The organism is Demequina sp. NBRC 110051 (assembly GCF_002090055.1).
Classification (GTDB): Bacteria; Actinomycetota; Actinomycetes; order Actinomycetales; family Demequinaceae; genus Demequina.
Genome location: NZ_BBRH01000008.1, coordinates 201,048 through 218,401, shown reverse-complemented (window position 1 = coordinate 218,401; position 17,354 = coordinate 201,048). Strand labels below are relative to the sequence as shown.

Sequence of the window (17,354 nt, the reverse complement as noted above, 5' to 3'; positions counted from 1 at the left end):
GTGAGTCTATCGGCGCGCCGACGGCCGATGCCGTGGCGTGGTCCCGTATGGGAGGTGCCTGGCGTACGCGAGCCGCGTGACGCATCGGCCATTCGAGCCGCACGTCGAGGCCCGGGGGGGTCTCCCCGGGCCTACATAAACAGCGAAGGTGCGGCGCTCACCGGAGCGGCCGACTCCCGGCGCACGGCGGCGCGGGCCGATGGGGCCCAGGGCTGCTCGCTCGTGCTCATGCGTCCAGGGTAGCGCCTTCGGCAAGCAGCGGGTTCGTCGCCGGGGCGGAGTAGGTGGTGCCCTTGCCGTCGCGCCGGCCACCCATGAGCGCCTCGTCGGCGGCGGTGAGCAGCTCCCCAATGCGGTACGAGCCAGCGAGCGCAGCCGTGGTGAAGCCCGCGGACACTCCCACCCGGGACGCGTCGGGCACCAGCGCCCGGATGTCGCGCTCCACCTGAGCGCGCAGGGTCTCCACGATCGCATCGGGATCCGCGCCCAGCTCGAGCCAGCGGACCACGGCGAACTCGTCGCCGCCCAGGCGCGCGACCAGGTCGCGCTCGCCGCTGTGGAGCGTCAGCGCGTGGCCGCATGCCCTCAGCACGGTGTCGCCCGCATCGTGCCCCATCTCGTCGTTCACGGACTTGAAGTGGTCGAGGTCGATGGTGACGACGGCGATGTCGGAGGGGCGCTTGGATGCGGCATCGAGCATGGTCTGGCCGCGCCGGTTGAGCTCGTGGCGGTTGGCGAGGCCCGTGAGCTGATCCGTGCTCGCACGCACCACGGTCTGCAGCAGCGGGCGGCGCAGCAGCCACAGCCCCAAGCCCACGGAGCCGGCCACGACCACCACGATGCCCGTGTACATCAGCATCTGCCGCGGCAGCGCCGCGATGCCCGGGACGATGGCGGCGGGGCTGACCTGCACATGCACCGCCCAGGAGGGCCCGCCCTCGATGTCGAGCGGGCGCTCGACCACCACCTCGCCATCGGCGAATCCCACGGACGAGCCGTCCGTGGCGGCCTCGAGAGGCGGATCGTGGAACATGCTGGGGTCCGCGGGCCCCGCCACAATGGCGCGGTCGGGGTCGAGCAGGAACGCCGATGCCGCCGCGGTATCGGTACCGTCGTCGAGCTGGGCATTGAGCGCGGCACTGTCGAGCGCCACCACCGCGACCACGGGCGCGCCGTCGCCCTCGCGTGGCACCGCCACGGACACCACCGCCTGGCTCGAGCCGTCCTCACGCACCACGTGATGCCACGTGGGGCCCTCGCCGACGGCCGCGCGTGCGTCCTCGAGCCATACGGGCGGCCCCGCGGGTCGCTCCGGCGCGGGGACAGACCCGGTCCGCTCGAGCGCATCGTCCACGAGCCACGCGCTGGGGGTGCCGTCCGCATCGATCGCCTCAACCCTGAGCCCGTCGCTGGTCTTGAGGATGCCGAGCACCTCGTGGTCGGGGGTGAACACCGCGATGGTCTGGAAGGGCGGGTGGGCGGCCACGTAGCCGTGCAGCGCGGCGAGGACCTCGTCGGTGTCGTCAAGGGTCAGCGTGCCGCCCGCGACCGAGGAGGCGATATCGGTGGCCGATTGCGCCGCCGGACGGGCGAGGGTGCCCGCGCGCTGCGCGTACGCATCGGCCACCACCTGGGCCACATCCACCGAGGCGTTGCGGGTGTCGGTCGAGGCCCGCCACGCCATGTACAGCGCGCCGGCGAGTTGGAGCACCAGGACACCGACGATGAGGACGGCGGCGATGGTCACGGCGGCAGGCCGTCCCCCACCGCGGCGTTCTCCCATCGTCATCGTGGTGCTCGAGCGCGGCTTAGCCGGACAGGCCCGACAGGCCCACCAGAATCATCGCCCCCGCGCACGTGTTGATCAGCGGCAGCGCCATCCGCAGCTTGGCGGGAATCTGGTCGCTCTTGACCACCAGCACCGACGAGAAGAACAGCAAAATGGCCAGAATCATCGCGAGCGTGGTGGCGCCCAGCACGAGCAGCAAGGGCGCGAACATCGCGATCTTCTCCGCGCGCGAGGCGTGCGCCCCAAACCGGTAGATCTCCTCGCCGTCGAGCGTCAGCGTCTGAAAGCCCGGCAACAGGCCGCTGGCCATGATGCGGGATTCTTTGCCGCCGCGCAGCGGGACGGTCCAGGCCCCCTTGCGACGCTTGAGCGGCTCGCCATTCAGAAGAATCGAATAGAACACGCCTTGCGCCCCCTTGATTTCGACCTTTCCGGTCGCCTTGGGAACGTTGAGGGGCACGAGGTTTCCTGCCATGACCTGCCTTTTGCAATGTGTTTGGCGGCAACGCTAGCACCAGGCGTGTTGCCGCCATGTGACGCCGGTCCGTTCAGGCGGCCGATGCCGTGGCTGGGCGGGCGGCGTACACGCCGCCTTTGCGTCACCCTGGACCGTAAACGGTCCCCTTCGCCTCGCGCTTGCCACGGATCAGCGCCGCGTCGGCACGCCTCAGGAGGTCGCCCAGATTCGCGTCGCCGTCGAGGAACTCCGCGATTCCCATCGTCACGCCGACCTCCTCGGTTCCCGACAGGCGCGTGTGGAGTTCGCGCTCGACCTCGTCGCGCACGCGACGCGCCACGGTCATGGGGTTGTCCGTGCGTCGGAGCGCCTGAACGGTGACGAACTCGTCGCCTCCAAGACGCGCGACCACGTCCCCGTCACGCACCGACGCGCGCAGCGCGAAGGCCACGGCGATAAGCGCGCGGTCCCCCACCTCGTGACCGTGGGTGTCGTTCAGGCTCTTGAACCGGTCCAGGTCGAGCGTCGTGACGAGGACGCGCTCGCCACGCGAGGTCGCGGCTGTGAGGACGATCCCCCCGCGTCGCATGAGTTCGCTGCGGTTGGTAAGGCCCGTCAGCGGGTCCGTGAGGGCGCGCTCGCGCAGGCGACGCAGTGGGTGACGCACCCGCCACGCGAACACCGCGGCGCCGATGAGCAGTAGCAGCGACATCGCGGTGATCCACGCCAGCGTGGTGCCTAGTCCGCCCAAACCGGCAGACAACTGGGCCTCGTCGGCGGTGATGTGGATGATCCAGTCGAGTCCCTCAGAGGCCGGGAAGGTGCGGTCGAGCACAATGTCCGAACCCACGCGAGAAAACTCCGTGGCGTCGGAACGACTGGGCGGCGGCGACACAGCGAGCCCGATGTCCCCCGCGGTCGGGACCTCACCCGAGGCCTGCGCGAGGGCCTGCAGCGTGTCCGTGTAGGCGCTCGGCGCCGCAATCACTTGCTGGAGGTCACTCAGGACGAAGGCCTCGGCACCCGCGCCGTACGGCAGGTCGTCGAGGATGCCGCCGAGCGCGTCGAGGCTCAGGTCGGCTCCCACCACCGCGACCACCTCACCGTCGCGGGTGGCCGACTGCGCCGCGGAGACCAGCGTGTTCGCGGTGTCGAACTCGATATACGGCTCAGTCCACGACACTCCCAGGCGCGACGCGCCCAGCTGGTACCAAGGCCGCACAGTCGGGTCGTAGTCCACCAGGGACTCAGACTCTCCCAGGGGAGCGAAAACGCCGTCGCGAGATATCCCGACCGCCGTGCCATCGGCGCCGCCGTAGTGCTCCTCGAACCCACCCCCGTCGCGTCTGACCACCAAATAGTCGCCGTTGGTCCAACCGATATAGATGCCCCGTACCGCCTGTTCGCGTTCCAGGCGCTGATACATCGCCTGCGCCAGGTCCTCGCGCGTGGCGTCGGGGTCGCTGGCCACCTGTACGGCGGTTCCGGTCACCACATCACGTGCGGACTCGGCGTACCGCGCTACCCGCTCCTCGGTGAGGTCGCCCACGTACCCGTAGGTGTCGAGCGCGGCCGCATCGAGTTGACGGTTGGCAAGCACCACCCCCGTCACGGTGGCGATGGCCTGCATCAAGACGATCGCGACGATCAGCGAGATCGCGATCACGTATCCACGTGATCGCATCAGGAGTCGTCGAGGCTGCACGGATCTACCGTAGGGTGCGATCGCGCTGGCACGAACAGAATCCGCGTGGACTTCGTCACTCGCCGGTGGGGCTACCCGCCAGGTAGACCTCGCCCTTAGCGCGGCTCTTGCCGTCGACCAGTGCCGCGTCCGCCGTACCGATCAGTTCCGTGAGATCGACTCGGCCGGTGACCTGCACCGCCACGCCGATGGTCACGCCCACGCGCCACTCGTCGGCATCCGAGGCCTCCGCGCGAGTGGAGGCGACGGCAGGGACGCGAGGCATCGCGGCAGTGGCCGCCGCGGCGGCAAGGGAGCGCAGTTCGCCCGCGACCGCGACCGGATCGTCGCGGTCGCGGCGGTGGAGGAGCACCACAAACTCGTCTCCGCCGGTGCGCGACGCGACCTCGTCGACACGGATCCACTCGCGCATGGCATCGGCGACCGCCACGAGGGTGTCGTCGCCCGCGGCATGGCCCCAGCGGTCGTTCAGCGCCTTGAACCCGTCGAGGTCCATGACACACGCCACGAGGGTGCCGCCGTTGCGCTCAAAAGCCCGTGCGACCTCGCGGCCCTGCAGCAACAGCGACGCGCGGTTGGCCAAACCCGTGAGGGGGTCCGTGCTCGCAGCCTTCTCGAGGCGGGCCATGGGATGGCGCACCACGAGGGCCACCACCACGAGCGCAACCGTGACGATGGCGGTGGCGCCGAGCGCCCAAAAGACAGTGCTTTGGTACGTGCTGACGTCGCGCATGGCGGCGGTGTCCGCCATCTCAGCGTGCACGAGCCAGTCGCCGTCGCCTATGGCGATGTCCCACACCACGGCGTCCTCGTCGGCCTCGCGGTCCATGCCCACCTGCGCGAGCGTGGGCACGTCGCCCTCCTGGTCGACGGCGGCGGTCACCTGAGCGTCGAGGTTCGACGTCCACGCCGCGACGTTGCCGTCGACGTCCGTGATGACGGCGCGGGACGTCTCGCCGTAGGGAATGGCATCGAGCGCGGCGGTCAGTGCGGACGTGCTGAGATCGACGGCGATGACCGCCTGCACCGTGCCGTCCTCATCGCAGACGCCCTGCGTCGCGGTCACCGCGACGTCGCCGTCGGCGCCGACGTAGGGCCCCACGAGCAAGGCCTCTGCACTCGCGCATCCCTGCGCGAACCACGCGCGGTCACGGGGGTCCGTCTGCCGGAACGGGACAATGCCGCTCGCGGTGACCTCGAATCGATCGGTGTACGAGGCCGCGAGGACCTCACCGCCATCGCCGTGCCGCACCATCGAGCGAAACCCCGTATCGGTGCGCTGAAGCGTCGCGAAACTACCGTCGGGGTAGGCGATATAGCTCGCCTCGACGTGGGCGACGCTCGACAGGTAGAGGAAGGCCTCGCCGACCACCCGGGTGAGCACCTCGGCGTCGAAGTCCTCGTCAGGCGGGGCGAACTGGGAGGCCGCGATCTCGACCGCAGTGAGGGCGGCCTCGCCGGTCTCCACCACGCGCTCCGTGACGAGGCTTCCGCTGCGGTCCATCTGTTCTCGCGCGGTGCTGGAAAGGTCGCGCACGGCCATGCCCCACGCGATCACGATGATCAGCAGTTGGACACCCATGAGCACCACGGCGACCGTCAGCAGCAGCCGGGGCGTCAAGAATGACATCCCCTTACCGTGCGACGTGTCGTGGACCATGCTCCACGGTAGGCGGCGCCCATATAGGACCCCTGACGCCTGAGGCGGTGAGAAAGATCACACGGGCGCTACGCGCGCTGGGCGGTCGCAGACGCGTAGAGGCACACCGCAGCGGCGGTGGCGAGGTTGAGACTCTCGGCGGCGCCGTAGATCGGGATGCGTACCACCTGGTCCATGAGGGCGAGGTCATCCTCGGTGAGGCCCCAGGCCTCGTTGCCGAACACCCACGCGGTGGGCCCGGCGAGCACCGCCGCGTCGGCGCCCTCGGAACCCAACACTGCCGTGCCGGAGCCGTCGGCGGCCAAGAGGCTGAGGCCCGCGGCGGACAGTTCGGTCGCGGCGTCCTCGAGCGGCAGCGCGCGCACCACGGGAAGGTGGAAGATGCTGCCGGCCGTGGCGCGGATGACCTTGGGATTGCCCGGGTCCACCGACTGGCCGGCGAGGATGATCGCGTCGGCGCCAGCGGCATCGGCCGCACGAATGACCGTGCCGGCATTACCGGGGTCGCGCACGTTGCTCAGCACGGCGACGAGGCGCGGCTGGGAGGCGAGGACGGCGTCCAGGGCGACCCCGGCATCGGCCACGACGGCCACGACGCCCTGGGCGTCCGTGCTCATCGCGTCGAGCACCTGGGGCGTGCCAAGGTGGACGTAGAGCCCCGCGCCGATCGCCTCGGAGGCGATCTCGGGGTGGCGGGCGTGGGCGTCCTCGCTGAGGTAGACGTCACGCACGCGATCGGCGGCGAAGCGCACGGCCTCGCGCACCGCCTGCGGTCCCTCGACTAGCAGCATGCCGGCCCGGGAACGCTGAGGACGCCCCGCCAGGGCTGCGACCTTCTTGATGCGCTCGGCCTTGGTGTTTTCCAAGGTCAGCACGAGGTCGTCGAGCGTGGCGGGGCGTCCTGTCATGCGAGTGAGACTTACGCGGCGGGTGCGTTGACGTCCTCGGGGAGCGCCTTCTTGGCGGTCTCCACGAGCACGGCGAAGGCGGCCTCGTCGTTCACAGCAAGCTCGGCGAGCATGCGGCGGTCCACCTCGATCTCAGCGGCCTTGAGGCCCTGGATGAAGCGGTTGTAGGTCATGCCGTTCGCGCGGGCCGCAGCGTTGATGCGCTGGATCCACAGCTTGCGGAAGTCACCCTTGCGCTTACGGCGGTCGCCGTAGGCGTACACCATGGAGTGAGTGACCTGCTCCTTGGCCTTGCGGTACAGACGCGAGCGCTGGCCACGGTAGCCGTGGGCGCGCTCGAGGGTGCTACGGCGCTTCTTCTGGGCGTTAACTGCCCGCTTGACGCGTGCCATGTGTTACTCCTTGGTTCCTCGGGCCTTACTTGCCCAGCAGCTTCTTGATCTTCTTCGAGTCGGCGTCCGACAGGATCGCGTCCTGCGCCACGCGGCGCTTACGCGAGGACGTCTTCTCCTCGAACTTGTGCACGTTCATGGCGTGCGAGTGCTTCACCTTGCCGGTGCCGGTGAGCTTGAAGCGCTTCTTGGCGCCCGAGTGGGTCTTGTTCTTCGGCATGTTCTGCCCTTTCTGACTTCAGGCCGTCACCCCCTGCGGGGATCGAGCACGAATGGGACCGGCTTATTCGCCGGACGTCTGCTTGGCCGTCTTGGCCGCGGCGCGCTGCTCGCGGTCCGCACGGTCGGCGGCCTTCTTGGCCTCGCGTGCGACGCGCTGCTCCTCCTTGGCCTCCGACTTCTTCTTCAGAGGACCGAGGACGAGCGACATGTTGCGTCCCTCCTGCGAGGGCATGTTCTCGACGACGCCGTACTCCTCGAGTTCCTCCGCCAGCTTCAGCAGCAGGCGGCGGCCCATCTCGGGACGGGACTGCTCGCGACCGCGGAACATGATCGTGACCTTGACCTTGTCGCCGCCCTTAAGGAAGCGGATGACGTGGCCCTTCTTGGTCTCGTAGTCGTGCTCATCGATCTTGAGACGGAAACGCATTTCCTTGATCTCGGTGTTGGCCTGGTTACGACGCGCCTCGCGCGCCTTCACCGCCGCCTCGTACTTGAACTTGCCGTAGTCCATGAGCTTGGCGACCGGAGGCCGCGAGTTCGGAGCGACCTCGACCAGGTCGAGCTCTGACTCCTGCGCCAGACGGAGCGCATCCTCGATACGGACGATGCCGACCTGTTCGCCCTGAGGGCCCACGAGGCGGACTTCCGGAACGCGGATGCGATCGTTGATGCGGGGCTCGTTGATGGTGGCTCCTTCTTGTCGAGTACCTGTTCGCTCGCCGGACAAAGGAAAAGGCCCTCGTCCGAACGCAGACGAGGGCCACCATGATTGCGGCGCCTGCGGTGTTTTCACACCACCTGTGCCGCGACCTGGAACCCCGGCCCATTGACTGGCCCTAGGGTGGGAGGTGGACTCCGCTTGCGCGCCGGGGATCCATTCCCCAGCCGGTCGACTCACAAGGATAGCACGATGACGTCTGATATGCCCCGCCGCTTCTCGTTCGGCGATTCCGAGGCCGATGCCTCCGCCTCCGCCGCCCGTGATCTCGCCGAGGTCAACGCCGTGGAACTTATCTCTACGGTAAGCGTTCATCTGTTGAGCGCCGCCGCGCTCCGTTGCGGACTTGCCGAGGACGGTGAGCAGCACCAGGACCTCGACGAGGCGCGCACCCTCATCAACGCCCTGGCAGGCCTCATTACGGCGTCCGCCCCGGATCTTGGCGACACTCATGCACGAGCGTTGCGTGACGGACTGCGCAGCGTACAGTTGGCGTTCCGGGAGGCCTCAGTGGTTCCCGATGCGCTGGGCGAAGGCCCGGGAGAGAAGTACACGGGGGCAGTGAGCTAGATGACTCGTTCGCAGGACGCGACTACCGACGAGGGAACCACCCCTTCCGTCGGCGACGGGCCCATGCTCGACGCGGACCGCGACGACGAAGACACGATCATCCTGCCGCGGCGGGACCCGAGCGAGGAACCCACCGAGGTACCGCCGGACGACGACCCCGACCCGTTCATCGAGGACGAGCCGTCACCCGCTGAGGACAACGAGGAGAAGCCAGCCACGGCATCGGCCGTCCCAGCGACCGCGGGTCTCGAGCGCTACTCCCCTACCGGACCCATCCCCGTGATCGGCGAGGCGAACCCGATCACGGGCGCGCTGCCGGTGATCGGTCCGGTTTATCCGCCCAAGCCGCGCCGGCCGTGGATCATCGCGACGTGCGTCCTGGGCGTGGCGCTGATCGGCGCCGGCTACCTGGGCTGGCGCATGTGGCAGATCAACGAGGAATGGCAGGCGTACTCGGACGACGTCACCACCGCCAACTACGACCTGGGCGAGCAGATCGCGAGCGTGCAGCAGAACCTCACCGAAAAACAGCAGGAAGTGGATCTGCTGTCGCAGCAGCTGTCCACCTCGAACGACCGCCTCACCGATGTTTCCGCGGAGAAGGCGGCCGCGCTGGACTCGCAGGAGCTCACCAGCCAGGTCATCACCACGCTCGAGGAGACGCTGAGCCTGGGCCAGGCCGCGACGGCCACGCTGAACTCCTGCATCGACGGGCTCGAGCAGCTCACGACCTACCTTGAGGCGCCCGAGGACGAGTACGACCCGGAGCAGATCGCCGAATACGCGTCCAACGTGTCCGACCTGTGCGACAACGCCGATGCCGCGACCGTCCGCTTCCAGGGAGCGCTGACGGAGTGAGACGCGCCCTGGTGGTGGCAGCCGCCGCGAGCGCACTGGCGCTCAGCGGCTGTGCCGCCCTGCCCGCCACCCCGGGCGCGATGCCCACGGACTGGGTGCCCTCGCCCTCCGCGGCGCCCGAGCAGAACAATGTGGCCCTGTCTCCCGACGGCTTCTCCGCGGCGCAGCGGATGACCGTGCGCGTGCGCAACAGCGGCTGCGGCGCCGTCACGACGGGCTCCGGCTTTGCGCTCGACGCCTTCACGCTGGTCACGAACCGCCATGTGATTAACGACTCCGCAACGCTCGAGATCTCGACCCACGACGGCCGCGTCATCGACGTCGAGGCCGCCGAGGTCACCACCGTCGCGGACCTCGCCATCCTCAAGACCACCACCGCGATGGGTGGCGCCTTCGCGGCGCTCGCCCAGGAGGACCCCGAGGAGGGCGACGCGATCACGGTAGTGGGATACCCGAACGGCGGGCGCCTCACGACGACGACGGGCGTGGTGCTCGGCGCGACCACGGACCCGGTCGAGAACAACAGCGGCGGAGCGGTGGGCACCGTGCTGGCCACGACGGCCGTGGTGCAGCCGGGGTCGTCCGGCTCGCCGGTGCTCAACGAGGACGGCGAGGTCGTGGGTGTGGTCTACGCCAAAAACGACGCGAACCAGAGCTTCATCGTCCCCGTGTCGATGCTGAACTCACTCATGGCTCAGCCCAAGCTGCTGGTGCCCCAGTCGTCGTCATGCGCTGCGGCTTCGAGCGGTTCCGGCGCGGCGGCCGGCGTCAACTGAGGCGTTCTCCACGACGCGCGGTCGCGGATCTAGGCGGTCGCGCGGATCTAGGCGGTCGCGAGCCTCAGCTCGAGCGAGTCGATGCGCTGTGCCACCACGTCCGAGTGTGCAAGCTCGCGCTGCACGCGCTCCACCACGCCGTTGACCTCGGGTTGAGTCAGGCCGGGGACGAGGCTCAGCACCACGGCGACCTCTGCTCCCCTGCCGGGCACTGCGTCCACTGCCCTCAGCGCGTCGTCCAGCGACACCGCCGACATGACCGCGTCACGAATGTCCTCGCTCACCGCACCATCGACGATCGCTGGCCGCCAGGGCTGGCCCTGACCGAGCGCCCACACCGCCGGACGCGGGATCAGCACGGTCTCCATGCCGGGGTTCACGACGAGCGACGACCATCCCTCGGCGATCGCCGCGAGGGCCGCGCGCGGACCCTCCGCGGGGATGGGCCGCGCCTCGGTGTTCCAGGCCTGGACGGCGTCTACGTCGGTGAACACCGGGAGCGCGGCGCGGCCGTCGGGCATCTGCACCGCCACCACGCCGGTGGACGCCACCGCGTCCTGCTCGAGCCCGTGCTTGCCGACGTGACGCTGCTCCCCCTGGGCGAGCACGGGAATCAGCACGCGTGCGTAGGCGAGCGCGTCCACGACATCGGCCAGTGGGGCCTTGCCGCGCGAGTGGCGGATGAGGGCCTGCGCCAGGTGGGCATCGGCCGAGCCGTCGTCGTCGGAAAAGATCGACTCGGGGATCTCCTTGAAGGGCTCGGCGTCGCTCATGGCACCGATGCTACGGGGTGGCGGTGACGCGACTCACGCGTGGCGCGCCTACACGCGCGCCCACCTGCACTCGCGCACGTCAATCTGCGGAGTGTCGGGCGGGGGTGCAAATATCAGCGCTTGCGCCCGTCGATCTGCGGAGTGTCGGGCGGGCCTGCGGACAGCGGGCACACCCTTCCTCGAGTACCTACGGGCGACCTGCGACGTCGAGGGCCTGCGGCAGCGTGAAGTTGCCGTTGTAGAGCGCCTTGCCCACGATCGCGCCCTCGACACCCTTGCCCACGAGCGTGCGGATCGCCGCGATGTCGTCGAGGCTCGAGATGCCGCCGGAGGCGACCACGGGCGCGTTCGTCGCGTCCGCGACCTGGCCCAGGAGTTCGAGGTTGGGGCCCGAGAGCATGCCGTCCTTCTTCACGTCGGTGACGACGTAGCGCGCGCAGCCCTCGGCGTCCAGGCGTGCGAGCACGTCCCACAGGTCGCCGCCGTCGCGCGTCCAGCCGCGGCCAGACAAGGTCGTGCCACGCACGTCGAGGCCCACGGCCACGCGGTCGCCGTGCTTGGCGATCGCCGCACGCGTCCACTCGGGGTTCTCGAGGGCAGCGGTGCCGATGTTGACGCGGTGGCAGCCAGTCGCGAGTGCCGCCTCGAGCGACTCGTCGTCACGGATGCCGCCGCTCATCTCGACCTTGATGTCGACGCTCCTGACAACCTCGGCCAGCAGGTCCGCGTTCGAGCCGCGCCCGAAGGCCGCGTCTAGATCCACCAGGTGGATCCACTCCGCGCCGCCGTCAACCCAGTCCTGCACCGCCTTGAGCGGCGAGCCGTAGCTGGTCTCCGAGCCGGCCTCGCCCTGCGTGAGGCGGACGGCCTGGCCGTCGGCAACGTCGACGGCGGGGAGGAGCTCGAGGCGCGGGGAGTCGGTCATGGTCTCGCTTTCACGTCGTGTCATACCGGCGGGGACGGCCGATGCTGTGGTCGCGTCAGGCGCGCCGGGTCCAGGCTACCGGGGCGCGGGGGCGTGTGGCTCACCGGGTCCGGCCCACCCCTCGACCGTACAGCGATCGATGTATTAACGTCGATGGCATGACGTCCTCCACCCCGTCCGTTGCCGCCGCGACCACCATCGCAGCCACCACCATCGCGACGGAGCCGCGTGACCACATCCGCTGCGCGCGACCCGAGCACACGGCCGCGGTCGCCCACATCGGCCACGCCTTGTCGGACGCGACCCGCGCCGCGATCGTGCTGGCGCTGCGGCACGGCAGCCACTGCCCTGCGGACCTCGCATCCGAGCTCGGCGTGAGCCGTCAGTCGATGTCCAACCACCTCTCCCACTTGCGTGGATGTGGGCTCGTGGTGGCCGAGCGGCGGGGTCGCCACATGCACTATTCGCTCGCCCACCCCGCGCTCGCCGAAGCCCTTGACGCGATGCTCGCCCTCACGGTCACGCTGAACCCCGGCTGCTGCGACTCGGAAGGATGTACCTGCTGATGACCGCCACCGTCCTGCCCGACCGTGCCACGGTGCTGCGCCGGCGCATTCGCCTCATCGTCGCGGGCACCATCGTCTACAACATCGCAGAGGCGGCCATCGCGCTGGCCGCGGGTGCGGCGGCGTCCTCGAGCGCGCTCCTGGGGTTTGGGTTGGATTCGGTGGTCGAGGTCGCATCGGCCGCCTTCGTGGCGTGGCAGTTCAGCGCACCCGATCCGAGAACCCGAGAGCGCCTCACCCTGCGCCTCATCGCGGGGGCATTCTTCGCCCTCGCCCTCGTCGTGACCTTCGACGCCGGCGGCGCGCTCCTCGGCGACGAAGCCGCGGGCGTCTCACCTGTCGGTATCGGCCTCGCGGCGGCCTCCCTCGCGATCATGCCCGGTGTCGCGTGGTTCGAGCGGCGCACGGGCCGCGAACTCGGCTCCCCCACGGCCATCGCCGACTCTCGGCAGCTGGTGCTGTGTAGTTACCTTTCGGCGGCACTCCTGGTGGGGCTCGTCCTCAACGCCACCCTGGGTTGGTGGTGGGCCGACCCCGTCGCCGCGCTGGTCATCGCCGGCTTCGCCGTGCGCGAGGGGCTCGAGGCGTGGCGCGGGGACGGATGCGCGACGACCTCCGGCGCTCTGCTCCACGGGAGCGAGTCCGCGTGCGAGGACGACTGCTGCAACGACTCGAACTCGCGGTAGCCCGGCCTTCCCGCAGCGAGACGACCCCTCCTCAGTCGGCGGTGACCGTCAGGATGGAGGGAACATCCAACACCGCAGGCTCCGGGGTGACGATGGCCGTGTAGGCGCCCGCCGGCGCACCCTCGGGGATCACCAGATCCGCGTGTCCGGTGTTCCCCTCACCCAGCGAGACATCCACCGATGCGAGCTCGGCGCCGTCGTCGACGCCGACGAGGGTGGCGACCATCACGTCGGCGATCGGCTCGGGTTCCCCGGGCGGTCCGGCGCCGTGCTCTCCGGTGTCGTAACAGTCGTCCGACATGCCCTCAAGCGTCACGGTGACGGTGTCCCCGGGAGCCACCTCGAGCGGCGCGAAGAGAGCCATCGGCGCGGCGCACGCGGCCTCGCCGCCGACCCCCGTCTCTTCGGCGCCCGGCGCGGAATCCGCCGGGCCCGCACAATTGGCGAGCACGAGCACCGCCGCCGCAACGCCACCTATCGAGACCGTCCTCACCACCTCAGTGTGGCGGCGAGAGGCGGCCAGCGCTAGAGCGACTCCACCCAGTTCTTCAGCAGGTGCAGGCCCGCCTCGCCGGACTTCTCGGGGTGGAACTGCGTCGCCGTCAGCGGACCGTTCTCGACCGCCGCCACGAACCGATCCGATTGCCCTTCCGGGCCTGCCTCCGACCACGTGACGAGCGGCGCGGCAAAGCGGCCCGTGTCCTCCGAGGTTCCCAACGGGAACTCGCGCACGCCGTACGAGTGCACAAAGTAGAAGCGCTCGTCCTCGACGCCATCGAACAGCGTGGAGCCCTCCGGCACCTCGACCGGGGCCCAGCCCATGTTGGGCACCACGGGGGCCTGAAGCAATTCGACCGTGCCGGGCCACTGATCGAGCCCCTCGGCCTCGACACCGTGCTCCACGCCGCGCTCAAACATCACCTGAAGCCCCACGCAGATGCCCAGCACCGGGCGTCCGCCCGAGAGGCGCCGGCCCACGATCTGGTCGCCACGGACGGAACGCAGTCCACCCATGACGGCCTCGAACGCTCCGACACCCGGTACCACCAGGCCGTCGGCGTTCTCGGCGATCTCACGATCGGCAGTCAGCGCGACGCGAGCGCCCACGTGCTCGAGCGCGCGCACCGCCGAGCGGACGTTGCCGAAGCCATAGTCAAGGACGGTTACGACGGGGGTATTCACCCCACAAGCCTAGCGAGGGCATGAACGCGGCCCCAACGCCGTTGCCCTACCAGGAGGTACACCCATGAACACGACGCAGATCCTCATCATCGTCGCCGCCGTCGCGGTGGCTCTACTCCTCATCATCATCGCGTTGCGGCTCAGTCGCCGGCGCAAGGTCAACGCGATGAGCCCCGAACAACGCGACCTCCACTACGCCCAGCAGGCACACAAGAAGCGCGTCTCCGAGCTCAAGAGCGACTTCAAGGCCGTGGAAAAGGACACCGGCCGCGCCGTCAAGGACGCGAAGTCGCGACTGGACGGTGCGCTCGCCATCGGCTCGGACCGCCTCGACCAGGTCAAGGGACCGGCTGGCACCGTGACGCTCACCTCGCTCGAGCTCACCACGCCTGGCGGGACGCGCGCCGTGACGCCGGAACTGAGCGCCACCGCCGAGGCGACCGGCGCCGCGCCCGTCTCCGAGGGCGACGACGACAACCGGCGCATGACGCTCACCATCGAGGACGGCGAGCACCGCGAGACCATCGACTTCAAGCCCGACCAGGAGTCGGCCGTGCGAGGGCTCGCGGCACGCATCACGAGCGCGGGCGAGCACGTCGAGGAAGTCACGCGCCAGCGCGACGAGGCCACGCGCGAGGCCGAACAGGCCGTGGCCACCGCCAACGAGCAGGCCACGGTACGCCTCAACGACGCCCAGGTGCGCTACGACAAGGGAATCGCCGAGTCCGAGACCAAGGTGCGCGACGCCGAAGCCCGCCTACGCGACAGCAGGGTGCGCTAGCGGGGCGTACGCCCTCCGAGCGGTGAGCGCCGCGGCCAACCCAGCCACGGCATCGGCCGCCCCTACTCCCCCGAGCCGTCAGGGTTGGGGTCGGAGTTCTTCTTGTTCTCCTGCTGAGCCTTGTACGCCTTCTTGGCGTCCTTGGACGCGGCGCGCAGTTCGCGGAAGGCCTGGAACTTGCTCATGCGGGCGTCGAACACCTTGCCGGGGTGCGTCATGGCGAGCTCATCCATGGTCTGGACGCCGCTCATCAGGGTCGTGATGACACCGGGTGCCTCGTCGAGCGCGAGGCCAGGGGGCAGCTTGTCACCCTTCACGCCCGCCATCCAGCGGTGAATGGTGATCTGGCCCGCGCGACGCTCCATCGCGAGGATGGGCTGCTGCTTCACGAACGCGCTCACCACCTGGCCGGCGGCATCCGTCGCGCCCCGCGAGGTGTCGTCAAGCACCGCGAATGCGCCCGCAGAGGTCTCGATGCAGCGGCCCTGCACGCCGTTGAGCGCGCACACCGCCGCCAGCACCCGACCGTTCTGGATGGGGGTGAAGATCGCCACCGTGTCCTCTTCGACGTGGCGGCCGGTCTCGCCCTGCGGCGCGACGCTGTCGAGGCTCGACAGGTCGTCCGGGATCTCGATGCCGGTGAGGTCGTCGTCGCCGTGGTTGTCCTGCGTCACAGCGCCCCCTTGGTGGACGGGATGCCCTTGACCCTGGCATCGGCCGTCACCGCGAAGCGCAGCGCGCGGGCGAGGGCCTTGAACTGGGCCTCGACGATGTGGTGAGGGTCGCGCCCGGCGAGCACGCGCATGTGGACGCAAATGCCCGCGTGGTGCGCGATCGACTCGAGGGCGTGGCCAGTGAGCGAGCCCGCGAAGTTGCCGCCGATGAGGTGCGTGGCCTGCCCCACGGGCTCGCCCACGTGGACAAAGTAGGGCCGGCCGGAGACGTCGACCACGCACTGCGCGAGGGCCTCGTCGAGCGGCACCAGGGCGTCGCCAAAGCGGGAAATACCAGCCTTGTCACCCAGCGCGATCTTGAGGGCCTCGCCGATGCAGATCGCGATGTCCTCGACGCTGTGGTGGGAGTCGATGTGCACATCACCCGTCGCCTTGACGGTGAGGTTCATCAGCGAGTGCTTGCCCAGCGCAGTGAGCATGTGGTCGTAGAACGGCACGCCGGTGTCGATGTCGGTCTCACCCGAGCCGTCCAGGTCGAGTTCGACGAGCACCTGCGACTCGCTCGTGGCGCGCTCGATGCGTCCGGTACGGCTCATGCGGTGACCTCCAGTAGCGCGCTGCGGAACAGCGCCATCTCCGTCGCGGTGCCGATCGACACCCGCAACCATCCTTCGGGGCCCGTCACGCGGATCAACACTCCGCGCGCGAGCAGCCCTTCAAATACCTTCTCACGGTCCTCGAACGGCCCGAACAGGCAGAAGTTCGCGTCCGTGTCCGCGACCGTGTAGCCCTGCTCGCGCAGCCACTCGACGGTGTCGTCGCGCTCCGCGCGGATCTCGTCGACCTGGGCCTGAAGCTCGCGGTGGTGGGCCAGCGCGGCGCGCGCGACCGCCTGCGTGACGGCGCTCAGGTGATAGGGCAGGCGTACCACGCGCAGCGCGTCGATCAGCGGCTCGTGCGCGACCAGGTAGCCCAGGCGGCCGCCTGCCAAGGCAAACGCCTTGGACATGGTGCGGCTCACGGCGAGGTTGGGGTGCGTGGGGATGAGGCTCGCGGCGCTCGGCACGCCCGCGCGCCTGAACTCCGCGTAGGCCTCATCGATCACCAGCACGCAGCCGCCCTCGACGTCCTCGGTCGCGGCGTACAGCGCGCGCACCTCGTCGAGCGTGAGCGCGGTGCCCGTGGGGTTGTTGGGGCTCGCGACGATGACGAGGCTGGGCTGCTGTTCCCGGATGGCCGCGACGGCGCCCTCGATGTCGATCGAGAAGTCCTCGTTACGCGGCACCGCGACGTACTCCGTGAGGGAGTCGCGCGCGTACTCGGGGTACATCGAATAGGTGGGCGCAAAGCTCATGATGGTGCGGCCGGGCCCGCCGAAGGCCTGGTGCAGGTGCAGCATGACCTCGTTGGAGCCGTTCGCGGCCCAGATGTTGCGTGCCTCGACGAAGTCGACGTACGACTCCGCGGCCAGGTACGTCGCGAGGTCCTGACGCAGCAGCGTGAAGTCGCGGTCCGGGTAACGGTTGAGGCCCTCCGAGACCTTGCGCACGGCCTGCGTGATCGCGTCGACGACCACGGGCGGCGGCGAATACGGGTTCTCATTGACGTTGAGGCGCGCGGCGACGGACAGCTGCGGGGCGCCGTACGGCGTGAGCCCCGCGAGGTCGGGGCGCAGGGGCAGGGTCATGGCCGGAAGTCTAGTAGTCGCCCGC

21 protein-coding genes are annotated in these 17,354 nt (G+C 69.5%); 6 read left to right on the top strand and 15 right to left on the bottom strand.

The window, feature by feature from the left end:
* Positions 1-226: 226 nt before the first annotated feature.
* The 8 genes from B7K20_RS03720 to infC all read right to left on the bottom strand — a co-directional run bounded on the left by B7K20_RS03720 (position 227) and on the right by infC (position 7,860).
* On the bottom strand, positions 227-1,747 hold the full coding sequence (locus tag B7K20_RS03720; protein WP_084100548.1) for a diguanylate cyclase: 1,521 nt from the start codon (positions 1,745-1,747) through the stop codon (positions 227-229).
* Positions 1,748-1,808: 61 nt separating this feature from the next.
* A complete protein-coding gene (locus B7K20_RS03715; protein ID WP_084100545.1) occupies positions 1,809-2,264 on the bottom strand; it encodes a hypothetical protein in 456 nt (151 codons plus the stop codon).
* A gap of 124 nt (positions 2,265-2,388) precedes the next feature.
* Positions 2,389-3,930 carry a diguanylate cyclase gene (locus B7K20_RS03710; RefSeq protein ID WP_084100542.1) on the bottom strand — a complete coding sequence of 514 codons (1,542 nt, stop codon included), beginning with the start codon at positions 3,928-3,930 and terminating at the stop codon, positions 2,389-2,391.
* A 76-nt stretch (positions 3,931-4,006) separates the two neighbouring features.
* Entirely contained in the window at positions 4,007-5,581 is a 1,575-nt protein-coding gene (locus B7K20_RS03705) for a sensor domain-containing diguanylate cyclase (RefSeq protein ID WP_144018520.1), read from the bottom strand.
* A 98-nt stretch (positions 5,582-5,679) separates the two neighbouring features.
* Positions 5,680-6,519, bottom strand: coding sequence for an RNA methyltransferase (locus tag B7K20_RS03700; protein ID WP_084100536.1), 840 nt, complete (start codon positions 6,517-6,519; stop codon positions 5,680-5,682).
* Positions 6,520-6,530: 11 nt separating this feature from the next.
* Positions 6,531-6,911 carry a 50S ribosomal protein L20 gene (rplT, locus tag B7K20_RS03695; protein WP_084100534.1) on the bottom strand — a complete coding sequence of 127 codons (381 nt, stop codon included), beginning with the start codon at positions 6,909-6,911 and terminating at the stop codon, positions 6,531-6,533.
* A gap of 25 nt (positions 6,912-6,936) precedes the next feature.
* Positions 6,937-7,131, bottom strand: a complete 195-nt coding sequence (gene rpmI / locus B7K20_RS03690; RefSeq protein ID WP_084076713.1) for a 50S ribosomal protein L35 — start codon at positions 7,129-7,131, stop codon at positions 6,937-6,939.
* A 63-nt stretch (positions 7,132-7,194) separates the two neighbouring features.
* Positions 7,195-7,860 (bottom strand): translation initiation factor IF-3, encoded by a 666-nt coding sequence (gene infC, locus B7K20_RS03685; RefSeq protein ID WP_084100531.1) that lies wholly within the window; start codon positions 7,858-7,860, stop codon positions 7,195-7,197.
* Between the two features lie 183 nt (positions 7,861-8,043).
* Between infC and B7K20_RS03680 the strand changes: the two genes are divergently transcribed.
* Genes B7K20_RS03680 through B7K20_RS03670 form a run of 3 tightly spaced genes read left to right on the top strand, consistent with a single transcriptional unit; the run spans position 8,044 to position 10,055 of the window.
* Positions 8,044-8,421 carry a DUF1844 domain-containing protein gene (locus B7K20_RS03680; protein WP_371327859.1) on the top strand — a complete coding sequence of 126 codons (378 nt, stop codon included), beginning with the start codon at positions 8,044-8,046 and terminating at the stop codon, positions 8,419-8,421.
* Complete coding sequence (locus B7K20_RS03675; RefSeq protein ID WP_084100527.1) at positions 8,422-9,279, top strand: hypothetical protein; 858 nt, start codon at positions 8,422-8,424, stop codon at positions 9,277-9,279.
* Positions 9,276-10,055 (top strand): serine protease, encoded by a 780-nt coding sequence (locus B7K20_RS03670; protein WP_234985699.1) that lies wholly within the window; start codon positions 9,276-9,278, stop codon positions 10,053-10,055. The genes B7K20_RS03675 and B7K20_RS03670 overlap by 4 nt, the downstream gene beginning before the upstream one ends.
* 47 nt (positions 10,056-10,102) lie before the next feature.
* On the opposite strand, the gene B7K20_RS03665 is transcribed toward B7K20_RS03670, so the two are convergent.
* Both B7K20_RS03665 and priA read right to left on the bottom strand, forming a co-directional pair.
* Positions 10,103-10,828 carry an SseB family protein gene (locus tag B7K20_RS03665; protein WP_084100524.1) on the bottom strand — a complete coding sequence of 242 codons (726 nt, stop codon included), beginning with the start codon at positions 10,826-10,828 and terminating at the stop codon, positions 10,103-10,105.
* 187 nt (positions 10,829-11,015) lie between these two features.
* The gene (priA, locus tag B7K20_RS03660; protein ID WP_084100521.1) at positions 11,016-11,753 is read right to left on the bottom strand and encodes a bifunctional 1-(5-phosphoribosyl)-5-((5-phosphoribosylamino)methylideneamino)imidazole-4-carboxamide isomerase/phosphoribosylanthranilate isomerase PriA; all 738 of its coding nucleotides are present in this window, start codon (positions 11,751-11,753) and stop codon (positions 11,016-11,018) included.
* A 158-nt stretch (positions 11,754-11,911) separates the two neighbouring features.
* On the opposite strand from priA, the gene B7K20_RS03655 reads away from it, so the two are divergent.
* A complete protein-coding gene (locus B7K20_RS03655; RefSeq protein WP_084100518.1) occupies positions 11,912-12,319 on the top strand; it encodes a helix-turn-helix transcriptional regulator in 408 nt (135 codons plus the stop codon).
* Positions 12,319-13,005: a cation transporter gene (locus B7K20_RS03650; protein WP_084100515.1), complete on the top strand. Its 687-nt coding sequence runs from the start codon at positions 12,319-12,321 to the stop codon at positions 13,003-13,005. Before B7K20_RS03655 ends, B7K20_RS03650 begins: the two co-directional genes overlap by 1 nt.
* Before the next feature lie 31 nt (positions 13,006-13,036).
* Here B7K20_RS03650 and B7K20_RS03645 read toward each other — a convergent pair whose 3' ends face one another.
* Complete coding sequence (locus B7K20_RS03645) at positions 13,037-13,498, bottom strand: hypothetical protein (protein ID WP_144018519.1); 462 nt, start codon at positions 13,496-13,498, stop codon at positions 13,037-13,039.
* 32 nt (positions 13,499-13,530) lie between these two features.
* Entirely contained in the window at positions 13,531-14,187 is a 657-nt protein-coding gene (gene hisH, locus B7K20_RS03640) for an imidazole glycerol phosphate synthase subunit HisH (protein ID WP_084100509.1), read from the bottom strand.
* 64 nt (positions 14,188-14,251) lie between these two features.
* On the opposite strand from hisH, the gene B7K20_RS03635 reads away from it, so the two are divergent.
* Positions 14,252-14,968, top strand: coding sequence for a hypothetical protein (locus B7K20_RS03635; protein WP_084100506.1), 717 nt, complete (start codon positions 14,252-14,254; stop codon positions 14,966-14,968).
* Positions 14,969-15,030: 62 nt separating this feature from the next.
* On the opposite strand, the gene B7K20_RS03630 is transcribed toward B7K20_RS03635, so the two are convergent.
* The 3 genes from B7K20_RS03630 to B7K20_RS03620 are packed head-to-tail and all read right to left on the bottom strand — an operon-like array spanning position 15,031 to position 17,329.
* The gene (locus B7K20_RS03630; protein WP_084100503.1) at positions 15,031-15,642 is read right to left on the bottom strand and encodes a hypothetical protein; all 612 of its coding nucleotides are present in this window, start codon (positions 15,640-15,642) and stop codon (positions 15,031-15,033) included.
* Positions 15,639-16,238, bottom strand: a complete 600-nt coding sequence (gene hisB / locus B7K20_RS03625; protein WP_084100500.1) for an imidazoleglycerol-phosphate dehydratase HisB — start codon at positions 16,236-16,238, stop codon at positions 15,639-15,641. Before hisB ends, B7K20_RS03630 begins: the two co-directional genes overlap by 4 nt.
* Positions 16,235-17,329: a histidinol-phosphate transaminase gene (locus B7K20_RS03620; RefSeq protein WP_084100497.1), complete on the bottom strand. Its 1,095-nt coding sequence runs from the start codon at positions 17,327-17,329 to the stop codon at positions 16,235-16,237. Before B7K20_RS03620 ends, hisB begins: the two co-directional genes overlap by 4 nt.
* Between the last annotated feature and the right edge of the window lie 25 nt (positions 17,330-17,354).

Excerpts from the sequence above, each read along its gene's own strand:
- rpmI (WP_084076713.1), bottom strand. The coding sequence starts at position 7,131 with ATGCCGAAGAACAAGACCCACTCGGGCGCCAAGAAGCGCTTCAAGCTC.
- hisB (WP_084100500.1), bottom strand. The coding sequence starts at position 16,238 with ATGAGCCGTACCGGACGCATCGAGCGCGCCACGAGCGAGTCGCAGGTG.
- B7K20_RS03655 (WP_084100518.1), top strand. The coding sequence starts at position 11,912 with ATGACGTCCTCCACCCCGTCCGTTGCCGCCGCGACCACCATCGCAGCC.
- B7K20_RS03715 (WP_084100545.1), bottom strand. The coding sequence starts at position 2,264 with ATGGCAGGAAACCTCGTGCCCCTCAACGTTCCCAAGGCGACCGGAAAG.
- B7K20_RS03710 (WP_084100542.1), bottom strand. The coding sequence starts at position 3,930 with ATGCGATCACGTGGATACGTGATCGCGATCTCGCTGATCGTCGCGATC.
- B7K20_RS03635 (WP_084100506.1), top strand. The coding sequence starts at position 14,252 with ATGAACACGACGCAGATCCTCATCATCGTCGCCGCCGTCGCGGTGGCT.
- B7K20_RS03700 (WP_084100536.1), bottom strand. The coding sequence starts at position 6,519 with ATGACAGGACGCCCCGCCACGCTCGACGACCTCGTGCTGACCTTGGAA.
- priA (WP_084100521.1), bottom strand. The coding sequence starts at position 11,753 with ATGACCGACTCCCCGCGCCTCGAGCTCCTCCCCGCCGTCGACGTTGCC.
- B7K20_RS03665 (WP_084100524.1), bottom strand. The coding sequence starts at position 10,828 with ATGAGCGACGCCGAGCCCTTCAAGGAGATCCCCGAGTCGATCTTTTCC.
- B7K20_RS03680 (WP_371327859.1), top strand. The coding sequence starts at position 8,044 with ATGACGTCTGATATGCCCCGCCGCTTCTCGTTCGGCGATTCCGAGGCC.
- B7K20_RS03650 (WP_084100515.1), top strand. The coding sequence starts at position 12,319 with ATGACCGCCACCGTCCTGCCCGACCGTGCCACGGTGCTGCGCCGGCGC.
- B7K20_RS03620 (WP_084100497.1), bottom strand. The coding sequence starts at position 17,329 with ATGACCCTGCCCCTGCGCCCCGACCTCGCGGGGCTCACGCCGTACGGC.
- rplT (WP_084100534.1), bottom strand. The coding sequence starts at position 6,911 with ATGGCACGCGTCAAGCGGGCAGTTAACGCCCAGAAGAAGCGCCGTAGC.
- B7K20_RS03705 (WP_144018520.1), bottom strand. The coding sequence starts at position 5,581 with ATGTCATTCTTGACGCCCCGGCTGCTGCTGACGGTCGCCGTGGTGCTC.
- B7K20_RS03675 (WP_084100527.1), top strand. The coding sequence starts at position 8,422 with ATGACTCGTTCGCAGGACGCGACTACCGACGAGGGAACCACCCCTTCC.